Consider the following 16,187-nt stretch of genomic DNA (forward strand, 5'->3'; position numbering starts at 1 on the left):
AACCAAGGAGCTACCATGACTGCATTTCTCATCCTGCTGCTCGTCGTCATTGTCGGCGGGATTGGCTTTGCAGTCGGGCTTGCGAAGGGACGCCGCGGGACTGCTCATGCCCCTACTGCGGAGCCTCACCACGCAGCCTCCTACCAGGCAGGTTTTCTCGCCGGGCACCTGGCTGGTTGGCGGGATGCTGAGGCCAAGGGGCAGGCATTGGGCGGGTCCGCGGCCGGGAGTCCTGCTCCTGCCTCTGTTAGCCCGCCGGCTCCGTCTGCCCCGTACCGCCCAGTGCCGCCGCCGGCGCCCGCTTTCCACCCGCCTACGCCTCAGCCACCTGCACAACAACAGGCCGCGGCCGCGCAGCAGCCCATCCCACAGCAGCCCCTTCCGCAGCAGCCCGTCCGGCGGCAGCCGAACCCGCACCAGCCGAACCCACAGCCGTCGAATCCACAGCAGCCCGTTCGGCAATGGACTGCTCCCCGGGAACAGGCGACACAACGGGCCGTGCCACCTGTGGCACAACAGCAACCTGGTTTCTACGTCAACCAACCCCCGGTAGTTCGAGAGACTCCTGAGGCCGCCGCTGCGCGCAAGGAAAAGCGCGATCAGCAGAACATCAACATCACGCTCTACGTCGCCAGCCTCCTCTTGGTTGCAGCCGGAGCTTTGTTCCTGGGCACGAGCCTTCCGGCCCTCTTGCGGTTCGTGGGGATCTGGTTCATCACTGCGCTGTTCTATGGTGCAGGCATGGTCATCCACTCGCGCGTACCGCGGCTTCGGCCTGCTGCTGTGGCCTTTGTTGGAACAGGACTTGCGCTGGTTCCGGTCACCGGGTTGGCCATGTACAACTTTGTGCTTCACAACGGCCCGGCGGCATGGTTGGTCACTTCGTTGCTGGGCACCGCAGTCTACGCTTACACCGCAGTGAAGTTGGACAACAAAGTCCTGGCCTTCCTGTCCCTCAGCTTCATCGTCTCAACGGCGTGGTCCGGCGTATCGGTCCTTGGCGGCGCGCTGGTCTGGTACTTCACGGCGCTCATTGGGGTGGCAGTTCTCCTGACAGTAGTGTCCTTGCTGCGTCCTAAGTGGCTTCCGCCTCTTTACGTCCGTCCTCTGATGATGCTGCACCCGGCGTTGGTTCCCCTTGTAGCCGTTGCTGTTACGCTCACCCCTCACCTTTTGTCCAAGGGGGAGTACGCCTGGGTCATGTTGATGTGCGGCATCTACTTCGCCGTGATGTTCTTCGTTCCGCGGGCTCGCTATAGGGTGCAGCACCTCTATGCGGCGCGGGCCGCGCTGACCCTCGCCCTGCTCGGGGTGGTGTGGGATGTCACCGCGAACGTGAGCACAGTGTTGTTGGCCGCCGTCATCTGCCTCGGAGTCCAGGCCTTGGGGGTTGCCTTCGGAGGAAGGAAGTTGCTGCCCCGCTCCTGGTGGGCTGACGCCGTGTCATGTTTGGCGCTGCAACTGATAACTTCAACTATCCTCACCGTGGTGCTGGAGTTCAGGCCGTTCGACCCCCCAAACTATGTTCCTCTCGCTGTGACGATGCTGACTGCCATGGTGATGGGTTGGAAGTTGCGCCAAGGCCTGGAGTTTGCCCCGGCCGCTGTGCTGGGAGTGGGCGGAGCCCTCGGTGCGTTGCTCGGGGCATGGCCCGTCTCGATATTCCTGGGGTCAGCAGCGCTTTACTGGTTCCTGCTGGCACTGACCGCAGCAACCACTTCCCGCCAATACTTGATTCTCGCGGGGAGGATCGCGCTCACCTTGGCTGTGCCTTTGGGGGTAGCCGGTGTGATGACGGGAAATCCGGAACGAACGTCGTACTCCTTGATTGCGCTCGTGGCCGCGGCCGCCGTGCAGCAACTACTGAGCGCCGGGTTGGCACGTGGGGGAGTCCGGCTGTTGGCGCCGCAGGCTTCGGTAGCCGGCTTTGGCGCCGCCGCCGTCGCGGGCCTTCTTGTACTGCCGATATTTGACGACACTTCCGGGCGTCCGGTTGTTGCAGTAGCTGTACTCCTTGTTGTGCTGGCAGGTTTGGTAACGGGACTTCTGATGTTTCCGCCAGTTCGTACGGAATCCGCTGGCAAGGTTGGATGGCGTGCAACAGTGGCCGAAGTCATTGCGCCCGCAACCGCAGTCATCGCGGGCGCAATGACAACTGCATTCGTGTCGTTGACGTTGGGAAATGGCGTCCTTTTGGCATTGCTTGCCTACTTCGTGGTCACTGCCCTAAGAATCTCCCCGTCCTTCCACAGGCAGTGCTACTGGTGGCTGTCCCGGGCGGCTGGCACGCTGTTGGCGTTCTCGGCTTACGGGGACGCGATGCGCGATGGCTGGAGCATTCGGGTCGCCGGTGAAGTTCCCACCACAGGATTTGTACTGGTGGTGGCGGCCGCGGTCCAGCTGGTCCTTCCCCTCCTTGTCGGCAGCCGACGCCGTTACCCTCGAGCTTCCGTAGCAGATGCCGGTGTTGTGGTTGCCGTCATGGCGGCGGCAACCACGTTCCTTACTGTCACTGGAGCGTTTTCCGGGGGGACCGTTAGGGATAGCTGGCAGCCTGGAGTTGCAGCGGTATCGACTGCCTTGGCGGCCGTCCTCGTCAGTGCGATTCTGCGACGCCACTCCGCTGGCTGGATCTTTGCGCCCGCTGCTTTTGTCCTCCTCCTGGCACTCCGAGGAGGGAACGTCCGGGACGTCGAAATTCTGTTGGGCATCTTTGCCGCCTACAGCGGGTTCATGATGGGCGCGGTTCGCCACCGATTGATCCGCGGTTACTACCTGCTGGCGGTCCGGGTGCTTACCGGCGCCTTCGTCGCGGTGACAGTGGCTGATGTCACGGACTCGGCGACGGCTCTGTCCATTAGCCTCGCTCTGGTTCTTGCCTTGCAGCATGCGTTGACCATGGTCCTGCGAGGGCGAGGCATTGATGTCGCATTCCAGCAGGCAACAGTCCACGCCACCTTGGGTGCCCAGCTATTGCTGCCGTTCTCATACCTGCTCGCAGGGGATTACGACGGCGGAGGCCGCTGGGTAGCGATGCTTGAATTGGCTGTGGCCGCGGCTTCGGCCGCTATTGCATGGCGGATTCTCCGAGCCCGAGGATCCCAGTACTTCGGTACCGCGGTCGTTGTGGCTGGCGTCATCGCTGCTGGGCCGGCCCTCGTGTTCCCAGCTTCAACGTGGCTGTATCAGCCGCTTCTGGACAAGTCTCAAGTCCCTGTTGTCCTGCTCGCCCTGGCTGTTGCCACGGTTGCTGCGCGGGGGATATCCCGCCCGCAGAAGTCGTACGAGGGTTCTGCTGCCGGCGGCGCGGAGCGCTGGTTCTGGCTCATCTCGGCAATGGCATTTACGTTGGTTGGCGGCACTTTGACCTTGGGCATCTCACACTCCCTGACAGGACTGTCGGTACTGGTCCTGGCTGGTGTCTTGTTCGCTGCCTCGCACTTTGAACGGATGCCGGTCCTTTACACCGCAGCTGCCCCGGCCGTGCTGGTAGGGGCGGTGCCCGCCGTCGACGGTTTGTTGGTGGAGCTGCCTGAAGGTGTCTGGAGCGACTACGCTGCCTGGCTTATTGGCGGAGTGGGGACCGCGGTGCTCCTCTATTCCCTGAGAGTATTTGGCGGAGCGGCCATCAAAGGCAGTGACTGGCGACGTAACTCCTTGGCTGCCATTGCGGCCGTGGCGGTTGCAACATCTGCGGCCGTGGGGTTGGGGCGCGATCAAACATCCATGCTGGGATTTGTCCTGGTGGTGGTTACCGGGGTACTGGTTGTGATTGAGGTACCGAACGGGAAGTGGCTGGCAGCGGAGCTTGCGGGGATTGTCTCCGTCGCGGCTCTGCAACGGGCGGTGCTTTTCGTGGACGGATCCAGTCCGGATTTGTTCTGGACCGCGCAATGGTACGTGGTGGCGGGGGCCGTTATAGCAGGGCTGCGCTATGCAAAGGGGCAGCGCGCGGAGGCCCTCCTTCGGCTTTGCCTTGCCGCTGGCTTGCTGTCTCTCATGTCCCTGGGGACCGTCGTCGGCGGTACGTCTTCGCAACAGCTCTACGTACTGGTGGCACACGTCGTGCTTCTGGCAGCGGGCCTGCTCCTGGCTGAACGCGTACTGGTGTGGTGGGGAGCCGTCGCCGTAGCGCTGAGCATTATGTGGGCGCTGCGGTCCTACGCCTTTGCCATGCTCGCGTTGGTCGCCTTGGGTCTGATCGTGCTGGCGGTATGGCGTTTGAATCGGAAGCCGCCCAGCAATACCGGCGGGCCGGTCAAGGGCGGGGATCCGAGCGATGTTCCGCCGGAGCGGACCCGTGACGGAATCCGATAATGTTGCAGTCTACGAAGAGGAGAGCACCATGGAATTTCTGATTTTCCTGGCAGTCATTGCCGCTATCGGTGGCGGGGTGCTGTGGGGTCGAAAGAACTTCAAGAGCGAGATCGAACGCGCCAAGCGGATACGTCGCGCCAACAAGAGCAAGTAGGGTTCGGACTCCAAGCCTGATCGATTTAACTCACACATGCTACGAGTGATGGTGGCGTGCGCGGACCAGGGATCGATACCAGTAGAACGAGTCCTTGGGAGTCCGCTCCATGGTCTCGAAGTCCACGTGGGTCAGGCCGAACCGTTGTGAGTAGCCTGCTGCCCACTCGAAGTTATCCAGTAAGGTCCAGACGTAATATCCCCGGAGGTCCACATCTGCGGCGAGGCCACCAGGCCCCGTTGCCGTCAAGGCATGGCCAAGATGCTCAGCCAGGTAGGTAATGCGGTTAGTGTCTTGGATGGGTCCGTCAACGTGGGCAGGCTCGGGGAAGCTTGCTCCACCTTCCGTGATGTAGACGGGGGGAAGTGCCGCTCCATACCGGTCCTTCATGTCGCGGAGCAGCAACGCCAGGTATTCCGGCGCAACAGGCCAGCCGAACCCTGTGGTCTCATACTCCTGGTAGGCGGCCAAATGGAAAGGAACATTGGTCATCTCGGGAGAACTTCCGGTAGGGATCTCCGCCGGTCCAGGGCCCACTGCCACCTTCACGGGGTAGTAGTAGTTGAGCCCGTAAAAGTCCAGAGGTTGGCTGATCAGTTCAAGATCACCGTCGTGGACGGTACCCAGCGAGCGGAACCACGGTTTCATGGGCCACGGTGGCTTGGGGTATTGGCCAAGCAGGATCGCATCGGCGTAGATGCGGTTGAGGATCAGGTCCAGCGCCTGCGTCATCAGCCTGTCGCCAAGACTGTTGCTGGCCGGCTCCACGGGGCAATGCATGTTTGACACCCCGATCTGCCCCTTGACGCCAGCGTTCCGGAGAGCCCGCACGGCCATCCCATGACCCAGCAATTGATGATGCGCGGCAGGCAGTGAGTCGAACAGCAGTTGCCGGCCAGGGGCGTGCACACCCAGCGCGTATCCCTGAACTGTGACGGACACAGGCTCGTTCATGGTGACCCAGTGCTCAACGCGGTCACCGAACCGTTCGGCGGCGGCTTCGCAGTACACTCCGAAGCGTTCAGCAGTGTCCCGGTTCATCCACCCCCCGGCATGCTCCAACTCCAGCGGGGTATCCCAGTGGTACAGCGTTGCCATGGGGGAAATGCCTGCGGCCAGGAGTTTGTCGATCAGGCGATCATAGAAGTCCAGGCCGCGCTGGTTGACTGCACCTTTGCCGCCAGGTTGGATACGCGGCCACGAGAGCGAAAAGCGGTAGGAATCGACACCAAGCTCCTGCATCAAGGCAATATCTTCGTCGGAGCGGTTGTAGTGATCGCAGGCCATGGCGGGGGAGCCGCCGTCGACTATTGCCCCGGGCTTTTCGGAGAAAGCATCCCATCCCGACGGCCCGCGGCCGTCAGCGGTCAGCGAGCCCTCAATCTGGAAAGCTGCAGCGGCCACACCCAACGTGAACCCGGGAGGCAGGCGGGCGGCGAGATCTTCCACGGAGCCTGAATCCTGGGCGTTCATGCCCCTATCATCCTCACGGGACGAGTGGCGGGCAATGGCTCTTCAGGGCCGATTAGCCTTTACACCATATTTCCGCCATACTGGATGAGTTGTTCAAGCGCTTCTTCGTGTCCCGATCCGGATAATGCCGGGTGTCAGGGTCCAGGCTGAAGCCCAAACATAACCCTGAACCCCATGATTGCGGTCGAGTTTGCGTGGAAATCGCGACACGCCCGACCACGGGGGTCGGTGCGCCGGCAAGGTGAGGAACCCGGATTTTTCCGGATTCAGCTTGTGCGGCGTGTGGTGGCACTGCCTCAAACGCTTCGGCGGCCACATCAACAGGTAAGTAAACAGAGCAGCCCTAACTAGAGCAGCACTAGCTGAAAGAGAGTCAGGCGACATGGCGGGACAAAAAATCCGCATCCGGCTGAAGTCATATGACCACGAGGTCATTGATGTTTCAGCGCGGAAGATCGTTGAGACGGTCACGCGCGCAGGCGCAACGGTAGTCGGCCCGGTGCCGCTGCCCACGGAGAAGAACGTTTACTGCGTTATTCGCTCTCCTCACAAGTACAAGGACAGCCGTGAGCACTTCGAAATGCGTACTCACAAGCGTCTGATCGACATCATCGACCCCACGCCGAAGGCTGTTGACTCGCTTATGCGTCTCGACCTGCCCGCAGACGTGAACATCGAAATCAAGCTCTAGGGAGGTGCTGAGAGACTATGACCGCAACCCGTAACGTAAAGGGCCTGCTGGGCACGAAGCTCGGCATGACCCAGGTCTGGGACGAGAACAACAAGCTCATCCCGGTAACTGTTGTCCAGGCTGACTCCAACGTCATCACCCAGCTGCGTAACGCAGAGGTAGATGGCTACGTCGCCGTACAGATCGGCTACGGCCAGATCGACCCCCGCAAGGTCACCAAGCCGCTGGCTGGTCACTTTGAAAAGGCTGGCGTAACTCCTCGCCGCCACGTCGTCGAACTGCGTACCGCAGACGCCGCATCCTACGAGCTGGGCCAGGAGCTCTCTGTTGAGATCTTCGAAGCCGGCCAGAAGATCGACGTCGTCGGCACCTCCAAAGGTAAGGGCTTCGCCGGTGTTATGAAGCGTCACGGCTTCCACGGCGTTGGCGCTTCCCACGGTGCCCACAAGAACCACCGTAAGCCTGGCTCCATCGGTGGCGCATCCACCCCGAGCCGCGTCTTCAAGGGCCTGAAAATGGCCGGCCGCATGGGCGCCGAGCGTCACACCACGCTGAACCTCACGGTTCACGCCATTGACGCTGAGAAGTCGCTGCTCCTTATCAAGGGTGCCGTCCCCGGTGCCCGCGGCCAGGTCGTACTCGTACGCACCGCCGTGAAGGGAGCCTAGTTAAATGACTAGCACTGTCAAGGTAGACCTGCCCGCAGAGATCTTCGACGTCCAGACCAACGTGCCGCTGCTGCACCAGGTCGTCGTCGCACAGCTCGCTGCTGCACGCCAGGGTACCCACAAGACGAAGACCCGCGCCGAGGTTTCCGGTGCAGGTCGCAAGCCGTTCAAGCAGAAGGGCACCGGCCGCGCCCGTCAGGGTTCAATCCGTGCTCCTCACATGACCGGCGGTGGCGTTGTCCACGGTCCGACCCCTCGTGACTACAGCCAGCGCACCCCCAAGAAGATGAAGGCCGCTGCACTCCGCGGTGCCCTGTCTGACCGCGCCCGTAACGGCCGTATCCACGTCATCGCTGAACTGGTAGCCGGCACCAAGCCGTCCGCCAAAGAAGCACTGGCGTCGCTGCGCGCAGTCTCCGAGCGCAAGAACCTGCTCGTCGTTATCGAGCGCGCCAATGATGTTGCAGCACTCTCCGTGCGCAACCTCGAAGGTATTCACGTTCTGTACGCAGATCAGCTGAACACCTACGACGTGCTCATCTCCGACGACGTGGTCTTCACCAAGGCTGCTTTCGAGGCGTTCGTCGCTGACAAGGCAAAGAACGAGGAGGCCTCCAAGTGAGCGTAACCACCATCAAGGACCCGCGCGACGTCGTGCTTGCACCCGTCGTGTCGGAAAAGAGCTACGGTCTGATCGACGAAGGCAAGTACACCTTCCTGGTGGACCCTCGTTCGAACAAGACCGAGATCAAATTGGCCGTTGAGAAGATCTTCTCGGTCAAGGTTGACTCGATCAACACCATCAACCGTGCCGGTAAGCGCAAGCGCACCAAATTCGGCTGGGGTACGCGCAAGAGCACCAAGCGTGCAATTGTCACCCTCAAAGAAGGCACAATCGACATCTTCGGCGGTCCGCTCGCGTAGCGGAGACCACTTTAACGAGGAAATAAATTATGGGAATCCGTAAATACAAGCCGACTACCCCGGGCCGTCGTGGCTCGAGCGTAGCCGACTTCGCTGAAATCACGCGATCGACTCCGGAAAAGTCGTTGCTGCGTCCGCTGCACAAAACAGGCGGCCGTAACAACTCCGGTAAGATCACCACCCGTCACAAGGGTGGTGGGCACAAGCGCCAGTACCGTCTGATCGACTTCCGTCGTCACGACAAAGACGGCATCAACGCCCGCGTTGCCGAAATTGAGTACGACCCGAACCGTACGGCTCGCATCGCACTCCTGCACTACGTTGATGGCACCAAGCGTTACATCATCGCTCCTAACAAGCTGTCCCAGGGTGACTTCGTCGAGGCTGGTCCTGACGCTGACATCAAGCCGGGCAACAACCTGCCGCTGCGCAACATCCCGGTTGGTACCGTAATCCACGCAGTTGAACTGCGTCCGGGTGGCGGCGCCAAGATGGCACGTTCCGCAGGTGCTTCGGTACAGCTCGTTGCCAAGGAAGGCCGCTTCGCTCAGTTGCGTCTGCCCTCCGGCGAAATCCGCAACGTTGACGTGCGCTGCCGCGCAACCGTCGGCGAGGTCGGCAACGCCGAGCAGTCGAACATCAACTGGGGCAAGGCCGGCCGTATGCGCTGGAAGGGCGTTCGCCCGACCGTCCGTGGTGTAGCCATGAACCCGGTTGACCACCCGCACGGTGGTGGTGAAGGTAAGACTTCCGGTGGACGTCACCCGGTTAACCCGAACGGCAAGCCCGAGGGCCGTACCCGCCGTCCGAACAAAGAGAGCGACAAGCTTATTGTTCGTCGCCGCCGTACTGGCAAGAACAAGCGATAGGAGCCTGGACACATGCCACGCAGCCTGAAAAAAGGTCCTTTCGTTGACCAGCACCTCTTTGTGAAGGTCGCACGGGAAAACGATAAGGGCACCAAGAACGTCATCAAGACCTGGTCCCGCCGTTCGATGATCATCCCCGACATGCTCGGGCACACGATCGCCGTACACGACGGACGCAAGCACATTCCGGTGTTTGTCACAGAGTCGATGGTCGGGCACAAGCTCGGCGAATTCGCTCCCACGCGGACATTCCGCGGCCATGTTAAGGACGACCGTAAGGGCAAGCGCCGCTAGGCGCCTGACTTTACGTCTTAGACGAGAGAAGGAAAGCAATGGAAGCCAAGGCTATTGCGCGTCACATCCGCGTAACGCCTATGAAGGCCCGGCGCGTCGTCAACCTTGTTCGTGGTAAGCAAGCGAATGAGGCTCTGGCAATTCTGAAGTTTGCCCCCCAGGCAGCTTCGGAGCCGGTATTCAAGGTACTTCAGTCGGCAATGGCCAACGCACGTGTCCTCGCGGACCGTGACGGCGTTGCATTCGACGACAGCGACCTCTTCATCACCGAAGCATTTGTTGATGAAGGCCCGACCATGAAGCGGTTCCAGCCGCGTGCCCAGGGCCGCGCCTACCGCATTAGGAAGCGGACCAGCCACATCACGCTGGTTGTCGCAACCCCGGAGAAAGAGGAGGCTCGCTAAGTGGGACAGAAAGTTAACCCGCACGGGTTCCGACTCGGCATCACCACCGACCACGTTTCGCACTGGTTCGCTGACAGCACCAAGCCCGGACAGCGCTATAAGGATTTCGTCCGCGAGGACATCAAGATCCGTCAGCTCATGTCCACGGGCATGGAGCGCGCCGGCATCGCCAAGGTCGAGATCGAGCGCACCCGTGACCGTGTCCGCGTGGATATCCACACGGCACGCCCGGGTATCGTTATCGGCCGCCGCGGCGCTGAAGCAGACCGCATTCGCGGCGAGCTCGAAAAGCTCACCGGCAAGCAGGTTCAGCTGAACATCCTCGAGGTCAAGAACCCCGAGATGGAAGCACAGCTTGTTGCCCAGGGCATCGCTGAGCAGCTGACTTCCCGCGTGGCTTTCCGCCGTGCGATGAAGAAGGCCATGCAGTCCGCACAGCGTGCGGGTGCCAAGGGTATCCGTGTTGCTTGCTCGGGTCGTCTGGGCGGCGCAGAAATGTCCCGCTCGGAGTTCTACCGCGAAGGCCGTGTGCCCCTGCACACCCTCCGTGCGAACATCGACTACGGCTTCTACGAAGCCAAGACCACCTTCGGCCGCATCGGCGTGAAGGTCTGGATCTACAAGGGCGACGTCACTGCCAAGGAACTGGCTCAGCAGGCAGCTGCTGCTCCTTCCCGTGGCCGTGCAGGAGACCGTCCGGGCCGCCCGGGTGGCGACCGCCGTCGTCGTAACGACCGTCCGGCAGCTGAGGCAGCACCTGCTGCCGTTGAAGCACCGGCCGCTGAAGCTGCTGCACCTGCAGCAGAAGGAGGACAGGCTTAAATGCTTATCCCACGTCGAGTCAAGCACCGTAAGCAGCACCACCCGGGTCGTTCCGGCGCTGCAACGGGCGGCACCAAGGTCAGCTTCGGTGAGTACGGTATCCAGGCTCTCAGCCCGGCATACGTAACCAACCGTCAGATCGAGTCCGCTCGTATCGCGATGACCCGCCACATCAAGCGTGGCGGTAAGGTCTGGATCAACATCTACCCGGACCGTCCGCTGACGAAGAAGCCTGCTGAAACCCGCATGGGTTCCGGTAAGGGTTCTCCTGAGTGGTGGGTCGCAAACGTCAAGCCGGGCCGGGTTCTCTTCGAACTCTCCGGTGTCAATGAAGAGGTAGCTCGCGAGGCACTGCGCCTGGCAATCCACAAGCTGCCGTTGAAGGCACGCATTGTGCGTCGCGAAGGTGGTGAATAGAAATGGCAGTAGGGTCGAAGGATCTCGCACCCGCACAGCTGGACGGTTTCGACAACGAGCGTCTCGTTGAAGAACTCCGCAAGTCCAAGGAAGAGCTGTTCAACCTGCGTTTCCAGTCCGCCACCGGACAGCTGGAGAACCACGGTCGCCTGCGTGCGGTAAAGAAGGACATCGCACGCATCTACACCGTTCTCCGTGAGCGCGAGCTGGGCATTCGTGCCGAGGTTGCCGCACCGGTTGTGGAAGCCAAGGAAGAAAAGAAGTCCAAGAAGGCTGCCAAGGCTGAAAAGGCCGAGGTTGAAGCTGGAGAGGACGCCAAGTGAGCGAGAAGGAAACTGTGACGGAAGCAGCAGCCAGCGCTGAACAGCGCGGTTACCGTAAGACGCGTCGCGGCTACGTTGTCTCTGACAAGATGGAAAAGACCATCGTTGTTCAGGTTGAAGACCGCGTAAAGCACGCTCTGTACGGCAAGGTTATTCGCCGCACCTCGAAGGTCAAGGCTCATGACGAAGAGAACACCGCCGGCATCGGCGACCTCGTTCTCATCTCTGAGACCCGCCCGCTGTCCGCTACCAAGCGGTGGCGTCTGGTGGAGATCCTCGAAAAGGCCAAGTAAATCCAACGCCGGGCTTGCCCGGCAGGGTTGACTGGAAGGACCCGTATTCCCTGGGGAATGCGGGTCTTTCCGCGTTTCAGGCCCGTTGGTTTCGAGTGCATAAACGTGCTAGGATATTGAGTTTGTATGGCGCCATTAGTGGGCCGTCAACTACCTCGTAAACAATCGTGCTGCTGCATACTGCCCCGCGCAGAGTTTTCTGCAAGGGAAGCTGATGCTTGTGGCACGGGCGTTTAGGCCCGTCCTGGCAAAATCCAGACGGGTCAAGGGACACCCCGATCAACCGTTCCGCAAGGCTCATTCCGTATGCATGATTTCGGTCTGAGAACCGGCGCGACGCAAGGAGTAAAAATTGATTCAGCAGGAGTCGCGACTGAAGGTCGCCGACAACACGGGTGCTAAGGAAATCCTTACCATTCGCGTTCTCGGTGGATCTGGCCGTCGCTACGCAGGCATTGGCGACGTCATCGTCGCAACCGTCAAGGACGCTATCCCTGGCGGCAACGTAAAGAAGGGTGACGTCGTCAAGGCTGTCATCGTTCGTACCAAGAAGGAACGCCGCCGTGCGGATGGTTCCTACATCAAGTTTGACGAAAACGCAGCTGTGATCCTGAAGAACGACGGTGACCCCCGCGGTACCCGTATCTTCGGCCCGGTTGGTCGTGAACTTCGCGACAAGAAGTTCATGAAGATCGTTTCGCTGGCCCCGGAGGTGCTTTAGTCCATGGCTAAAATCAAGAAGGGTGACCTCGTTCAGGTCATCACCGGCGCCAAGCAGGAACGTGGCGGAGACCGCGGCAAGCAGGGCAAAGTCCTGCGCGTATTCCCGGACACCAACCGCGTGTTGGTAGAGGGCATCAACCGCGTCACCAAGCACACCAAGGTCGGTCAGTCGCAGCGCGGCACCAAGACCGGTGGCATCGAGGTCGTTGAGGCCCCGATCCACGTTTCCAACGTTGCTTTGGTTGACCCGTCGACCAAGAAGCCGACCCGTGTTGGTTTCCGTCTCGACACCGTTGAGAAGGATGGTCGTTCAAAGACTGTCCGTATCCGCGTGTCCAAGGCCTCCGGGAAGGACATCTAATGAGCGAGACACTGTCTGCAAACAAGATCGTTCCGCGTCTGAAGACCAAGTATGCAGAGGACATCAAGAAGTCCCTGCAGGACGAATTCAACTACGCGAACGTGAACCAGGTTCCCCGTCTGGTGAAGGTTGTTGTGAACATGGGTGTTGGAGATGCCGCCAAGGACTCCAAGCTGATCGACGGCGCTGTCCGCGACCTCACCCTGATCACCGGCCAGAAGCCGCAGGTAACCAAGGCCCGTAAGTCGATCGCACAGTTCAAGCTGCGCGAAGGCATGCCCATTGGTGCACACGCTACCCTGCGTGGCGACCGCATGTGGGAATTCGTGGACCGTCTGGTTTCGCTGGCCCTGCCGCGTATCCGTGACTTCCGCGGCCTCAACGGCAAGCAGTTTGATGGCAACGGCAACTACACCTTCGGTCTGACCGAGCAGGTTATGTTCCACGAAATCGACCAGGATTCCATTGACCGCGTTCGCGGCATGGACATCACGGTTGTGACCACTGCCAAGACCGACGACGAAGGCCGCGCGCTGCTCAAGGCGCTTGGTTTCCCGTTCAAAACCGAAAACTAACTACGTGACAGGTCCGTCCGCGTTTGCTCATGAGGGCAAGCGCAGCGGAAACCGGTACGAGGAAGGGCTATAGCCCAAATGACTATGACAGATCCTGTCGCAGACATGCTTACGCGTCTGCGCAATGCAAACTCGGCATACCACGACACCGTGTCCATGCCGTACAGCAAACTGAAGGCACGCGTTGCCGACATCCTTAAGGCCGAGGGCTACATTGCCGGCTGGAAGGAAGAGGAAGCAGAGGTTGGCAAGAAGCTGACCATCGACCTCAAGTTCGGTCCCAACCGCGAGCGTTCAATCGCTGGTGTCCGCCGCATCTCCAAGCCGGGTCTCCGCGTTTACGCGAAGTCCACCAACCTGCCGCACGTGCTGGGTGGCCTGGGTATCGCTATCCTGTCCACCTCTTCCGGCCTCCTGACTGACAAGCAGGCCGGCAAGAAGGGCGTGGGCGGCGAAGTCCTCGCGTACGTCTGGTAACGGGAAAGGAAGAGAATAATGTCACGTATTGGACGTCTCCCCATCACCGTTCCTGCCGGAGTTGAGGTCAAGCTCGATGGCTCCGTCATCAGCGTCAAAGGTGCCAAAGGCGAGCTGAGCCACACTGTGGCCAGCCCGATCGAGGTTACCCAGGAAGAAAACACTCTCACGGTCACCCGCCCGAACGACGAGCGCAACTCGCGTTCGCTGCACGGCTTGACCCGCACCCTGATCGCAAACATGATCCAGGGCGTTACCGAGGGCTACGAGAAGAAGCTTGAAATCGTTGGTACTGGTTACCGCGTTCAGGCCAAGGGTTCTGACCTGGAGTTCGCTCTGGGCTACAGCCACCCGGTTAGCGTCTCTGCGCCCGAAGGCATCACCTTCGTAGTAGAGGGTCCGACCAAGCTCTCTGTTGCGGGTATCAACAAGCAGCAGGTCGGCGAGGTTGCTGCCAACATTCGCAAGCTGCGCAAGCCTGACCCCTACAAGGGCAAGGGTGTCCGTTACGCCGGCGAAGTCATCCGCCGCAAGGTCGGAAAGGCTGGTAAGTAAACCATGGCCATCGCAATTAACAAGAAGCGTACGAACAAGAGCAAGTCGGCTGCACGCAGCCGTCGCCAGCTTCGTATCCGCAAGCGCATCACAGGTACGGCCGTACGTCCTCGTATGGTTGTTAACCGCTCTGCACGTCACATGTTCGTCCAGGTTGTCGATGACAGCAAGGGTGTAACCGTGGCTTTCGCTTCCACTTTGGAGGCGGACCTCCGTGCATTCGACGGTGACAAGACTGCCAAGGCCAAGCGCGTTGGCGAGCTCGTTGCCGAGCGTGCCAAGGCTGCAGGCGTCGAAGCTGTTGTCTTCGACCGTGGCGGTAACAAGTACCACGGCCGTATCGCCGCCGTCGCTGACGGTGCTCGCGAAGGTGGGCTGGCACTGTGACCGTTGAAAATAACGAAAAGGACGTTCAGGTGACTGAAGCTGTAGCTGCTGAAGCAACTGAGACCGCACCCGCTACCGACGACCGCCGCGGCGGACGTCGTGGCGAGCGCGGCGACCGTGGCCAAGGCCGCGGCGACCGTGGTGGCCGTGGTGGCCGCGACGGCGGTCGTGAGGCTGAGAAGAGCCAGTTCGTAGAGCGCGTTGTCACCATCAACCGCGTTGCCAAGGTCGTCAAGGGTGGTCGTCGCTTCAGCTTCACCGCGCTCGTCGTCGTCGGTGACGGCAACGGTATGGTCGGCGTCGGCTACGGCAAGGCCAAGGAAGTTCCCGCGGCTATCGCAAAGGGCGTTGAAGAGGCTAAGAAGTCCTTCTTCCGCGTTCCCCGCGTTGGCAGCACCATCCCGCACCGTGTGCAGGGTGAGGCCGCTGCAGGTGTAGTCCTGCTGCGTCCGGCTTCCGCCGGTACCGGTGTTATCGCCGGTGGTCCGGTCCGCGCGGTACTGGAGTGCGTGGGTATCCACGACATCCTCTCCAAGTCGCTCGGTTCCTCAAACGCGATCAACATCGTTCACGCGACTGTTGCCGCTCTGAAGCAGCTCGAAGAGCCCGCTTCCGTGGCTGCCCGCCGTGGCCTGCCGCTGGACGAGGTTGCTCCTGCTGCTCTGGTGCGCGCGCTCCAGAACCAGAAGGCAGGTGTTTAGTCATGGCTAAGAACCTGACTCCCTCCGACGCCAAGTTGGAGATCACCCAGATCAAGGGCGTCATTGGCGCCAAGCAGAACCAGAAGGCTACCCTTCGGTCCCTCGGCCTGAAGCGCATCGGACACACCGTTGTCCGCAACGCTGACGCCGTGACCGTGGGCATGCTGAACACGGTTCCGCACCTCGTGAATGTAGAGGAGGCGAAGTAATGGCAGAGAACAAGACCGCCGAGGAGACTGCTGAGAAGCAGCACGCTCTGAAGGTCCACCACCTGCGCCCCGCCCCGGGTGCCAAGACCGCCAAGACCCGTGTTGGTCGTGGTGAAGGCTCCAAGGGTAAGACCGCTGGTCGCGGAACCAAGGGTACGAAGGCCCGCTACCAGGTGAAGGCTGGCTTTGCCGGCGGCCAGTTGCCGCTGCACATGCGCCTGCCGAAGCTGCGCGGCTTCAAGAACCCGTTCCGGGTTGAGTTCCAGGTTGTGAACCTGGAGAAGCTCAACGAGCTGTTCCCGGAAGGTGGCACTGTCACCGTAGAGTCCCTGGTTGAGAAGGGTGCCGTTCGCAAGAACCAGCCCGTCAAGGTGCTGGGCACCGGCGACATCACCGTCAAGGTTGACGTCACCGCCCACGCATTCTCTTCTAGCGCTGCGGAAAAGATTGCTGCAGCAGGCGGAAGCACCACTGCTCTCTAAGAGCCAGTTGGGCAAATGCCCGTTGTAAAAGGATCCCGGTATGCGGGGCTTCGGCCCTGTATACCGGG

The 16,187-nt window shown here is 60.9% G+C and carries 23 protein-coding genes; 22 read left to right on the top strand and 1 reads right to left on the bottom strand.

The genetic code is table 11. From position 1 onward, the window contains the following. Nucleotides 1-15: 15 nt before the first annotated feature. Both HAV21_RS00775 and HAV21_RS22415 read left to right on the top strand, forming a co-directional pair. Entirely contained in the window at nt 16-4,317 is a 4,302-nt protein-coding gene (locus HAV21_RS00775; RefSeq protein ID WP_166839913.1) for a hypothetical protein, read from the top strand. A 28-nt stretch (nt 4,318-4,345) separates the two neighbouring features. Beyond that, nucleotides 4,346-4,471: a hypothetical protein gene (locus HAV21_RS22415; RefSeq protein ID WP_261609405.1), complete on the top strand. Its 126-nt coding sequence runs from the start codon at nt 4,346-4,348 to the stop codon at nt 4,469-4,471. Between the two features lie 39 nt (nt 4,472-4,510). On the opposite strand, the gene HAV21_RS00780 is transcribed toward HAV21_RS22415, so the two are convergent. After that, a complete protein-coding gene (locus HAV21_RS00780) occupies nt 4,511-5,944 on the bottom strand; it encodes a GH1 family beta-glucosidase (protein WP_166839929.1) in 1,434 nt (477 codons plus the stop codon). Between the two features lie 382 nt (nt 5,945-6,326). On the opposite strand from HAV21_RS00780, the gene rpsJ reads away from it, so the two are divergent. The 20 genes from rpsJ (at nt 6,327) to rplO (ending at nt 16,119) form a co-directional block, all read left to right on the top strand. Next, nucleotides 6,327-6,635, top strand: a complete 309-nt coding sequence (gene rpsJ, locus HAV21_RS00785; RefSeq protein WP_003803825.1) for a 30S ribosomal protein S10 — start codon at nt 6,327-6,329, stop codon at nt 6,633-6,635. 17 nt (nt 6,636-6,652) lie between these two features. Beyond that, the gene (rplC, locus tag HAV21_RS00790; RefSeq protein WP_011775595.1) at nt 6,653-7,303 is read left to right on the top strand and encodes a 50S ribosomal protein L3; all 651 of its coding nucleotides are present in this window, start codon (nt 6,653-6,655) and stop codon (nt 7,301-7,303) included. Nucleotides 7,304-7,307: 4 nt separating this feature from the next. Continuing rightward, a complete protein-coding gene (gene rplD / locus HAV21_RS00795) occupies nt 7,308-7,925 on the top strand; it encodes a 50S ribosomal protein L4 (RefSeq protein WP_142938370.1) in 618 nt (205 codons plus the stop codon). Beyond that, entirely contained in the window at nt 7,922-8,227 is a 306-nt protein-coding gene (rplW, locus tag HAV21_RS00800; protein WP_024817589.1) for a 50S ribosomal protein L23, read from the top strand. Before rplD ends, rplW begins: the two co-directional genes overlap by 4 nt. 29 nt (nt 8,228-8,256) lie before the next feature. Continuing rightward, a complete protein-coding gene (gene rplB, locus HAV21_RS00805) occupies nt 8,257-9,096 on the top strand; it encodes a 50S ribosomal protein L2 (protein WP_011775592.1) in 840 nt (279 codons plus the stop codon). Between the two features lie 12 nt (nt 9,097-9,108). Next, on the top strand, nt 9,109-9,390 hold the full coding sequence (rpsS, locus tag HAV21_RS00810) for a 30S ribosomal protein S19 (protein ID WP_011775591.1): 282 nt from the start codon (nt 9,109-9,111) through the stop codon (nt 9,388-9,390). Between the two features lie 38 nt (nt 9,391-9,428). Then, nucleotides 9,429-9,794 carry a 50S ribosomal protein L22 gene (gene rplV / locus HAV21_RS00815; protein WP_011775590.1) on the top strand — a complete coding sequence of 122 codons (366 nt, stop codon included), beginning with the start codon at nt 9,429-9,431 and terminating at the stop codon, nt 9,792-9,794. After that, entirely contained in the window at nt 9,795-10,616 is an 822-nt protein-coding gene (gene rpsC, locus HAV21_RS00820; protein ID WP_011775589.1) for a 30S ribosomal protein S3, read from the top strand. Then, nucleotides 10,617-11,033 carry a 50S ribosomal protein L16 gene (rplP, locus tag HAV21_RS00825; protein ID WP_003803795.1) on the top strand — a complete coding sequence of 139 codons (417 nt, stop codon included), beginning with the start codon at nt 10,617-10,619 and terminating at the stop codon, nt 11,031-11,033. 2 nt (nt 11,034-11,035) lie between these two features. Beyond that, the gene (gene rpmC, locus HAV21_RS22420) at nt 11,036-11,356 is read left to right on the top strand and encodes a 50S ribosomal protein L29 (RefSeq protein ID WP_014922387.1); all 321 of its coding nucleotides are present in this window, start codon (nt 11,036-11,038) and stop codon (nt 11,354-11,356) included. Continuing rightward, nucleotides 11,353-11,649 (top strand): 30S ribosomal protein S17, encoded by a 297-nt coding sequence (gene rpsQ / locus HAV21_RS00835; RefSeq protein WP_142938371.1) that lies wholly within the window; start codon nt 11,353-11,355, stop codon nt 11,647-11,649. Before rpmC ends, rpsQ begins: the two co-directional genes overlap by 4 nt. A gap of 352 nt (nt 11,650-12,001) precedes the next feature. Next, nucleotides 12,002-12,370, top strand: coding sequence for a 50S ribosomal protein L14 (gene rplN, locus HAV21_RS00840; protein WP_003803789.1), 369 nt, complete (start codon nt 12,002-12,004; stop codon nt 12,368-12,370). A 3-nt stretch (nt 12,371-12,373) separates the two neighbouring features. Beyond that, nucleotides 12,374-12,733: a 50S ribosomal protein L24 gene (gene rplX, locus HAV21_RS00845; protein WP_142938372.1), complete on the top strand. Its 360-nt coding sequence runs from the start codon at nt 12,374-12,376 to the stop codon at nt 12,731-12,733. After that, on the top strand, nt 12,733-13,308 hold the full coding sequence (gene rplE / locus HAV21_RS00850) for a 50S ribosomal protein L5 (RefSeq protein ID WP_142938373.1): 576 nt from the start codon (nt 12,733-12,735) through the stop codon (nt 13,306-13,308). Before rplX ends, rplE begins: the two co-directional genes overlap by 1 nt. Before the next feature lie 78 nt (nt 13,309-13,386). Next, on the top strand, nt 13,387-13,785 hold the full coding sequence (rpsH, locus tag HAV21_RS00855) for a 30S ribosomal protein S8 (protein ID WP_142938374.1): 399 nt from the start codon (nt 13,387-13,389) through the stop codon (nt 13,783-13,785). Nucleotides 13,786-13,803: 18 nt separating this feature from the next. Next, complete coding sequence (rplF, locus tag HAV21_RS00860) at nt 13,804-14,340, top strand: 50S ribosomal protein L6 (protein WP_062073167.1); 537 nt, start codon at nt 13,804-13,806, stop codon at nt 14,338-14,340. A 3-nt stretch (nt 14,341-14,343) separates the two neighbouring features. Next, a complete protein-coding gene (gene rplR, locus HAV21_RS00865; protein ID WP_024817584.1) occupies nt 14,344-14,727 on the top strand; it encodes a 50S ribosomal protein L18 in 384 nt (127 codons plus the stop codon). 29 nt (nt 14,728-14,756) lie between these two features. Beyond that, complete coding sequence (gene rpsE / locus HAV21_RS00870; protein ID WP_011775581.1) at nt 14,757-15,428, top strand: 30S ribosomal protein S5; 672 nt, start codon at nt 14,757-14,759, stop codon at nt 15,426-15,428. A gap of 2 nt (nt 15,429-15,430) precedes the next feature. Continuing rightward, nucleotides 15,431-15,637: a 50S ribosomal protein L30 gene (gene rpmD, locus HAV21_RS00875; RefSeq protein WP_011775580.1), complete on the top strand. Its 207-nt coding sequence runs from the start codon at nt 15,431-15,433 to the stop codon at nt 15,635-15,637. Then, entirely contained in the window at nt 15,637-16,119 is a 483-nt protein-coding gene (gene rplO / locus HAV21_RS00880) for a 50S ribosomal protein L15 (protein ID WP_142938376.1), read from the top strand. The genes rpmD and rplO overlap by 1 nt, the downstream gene beginning before the upstream one ends. The last annotated feature ends 68 nt before the right edge of the window (nt 16,120-16,187 follow it).

Source organism: Paenarthrobacter sp. MSM-2-10-13 (assembly GCF_011605365.1).
In the GTDB taxonomy this organism is placed as follows: domain Bacteria; phylum Actinomycetota; class Actinomycetes; order Actinomycetales; family Micrococcaceae; genus Arthrobacter.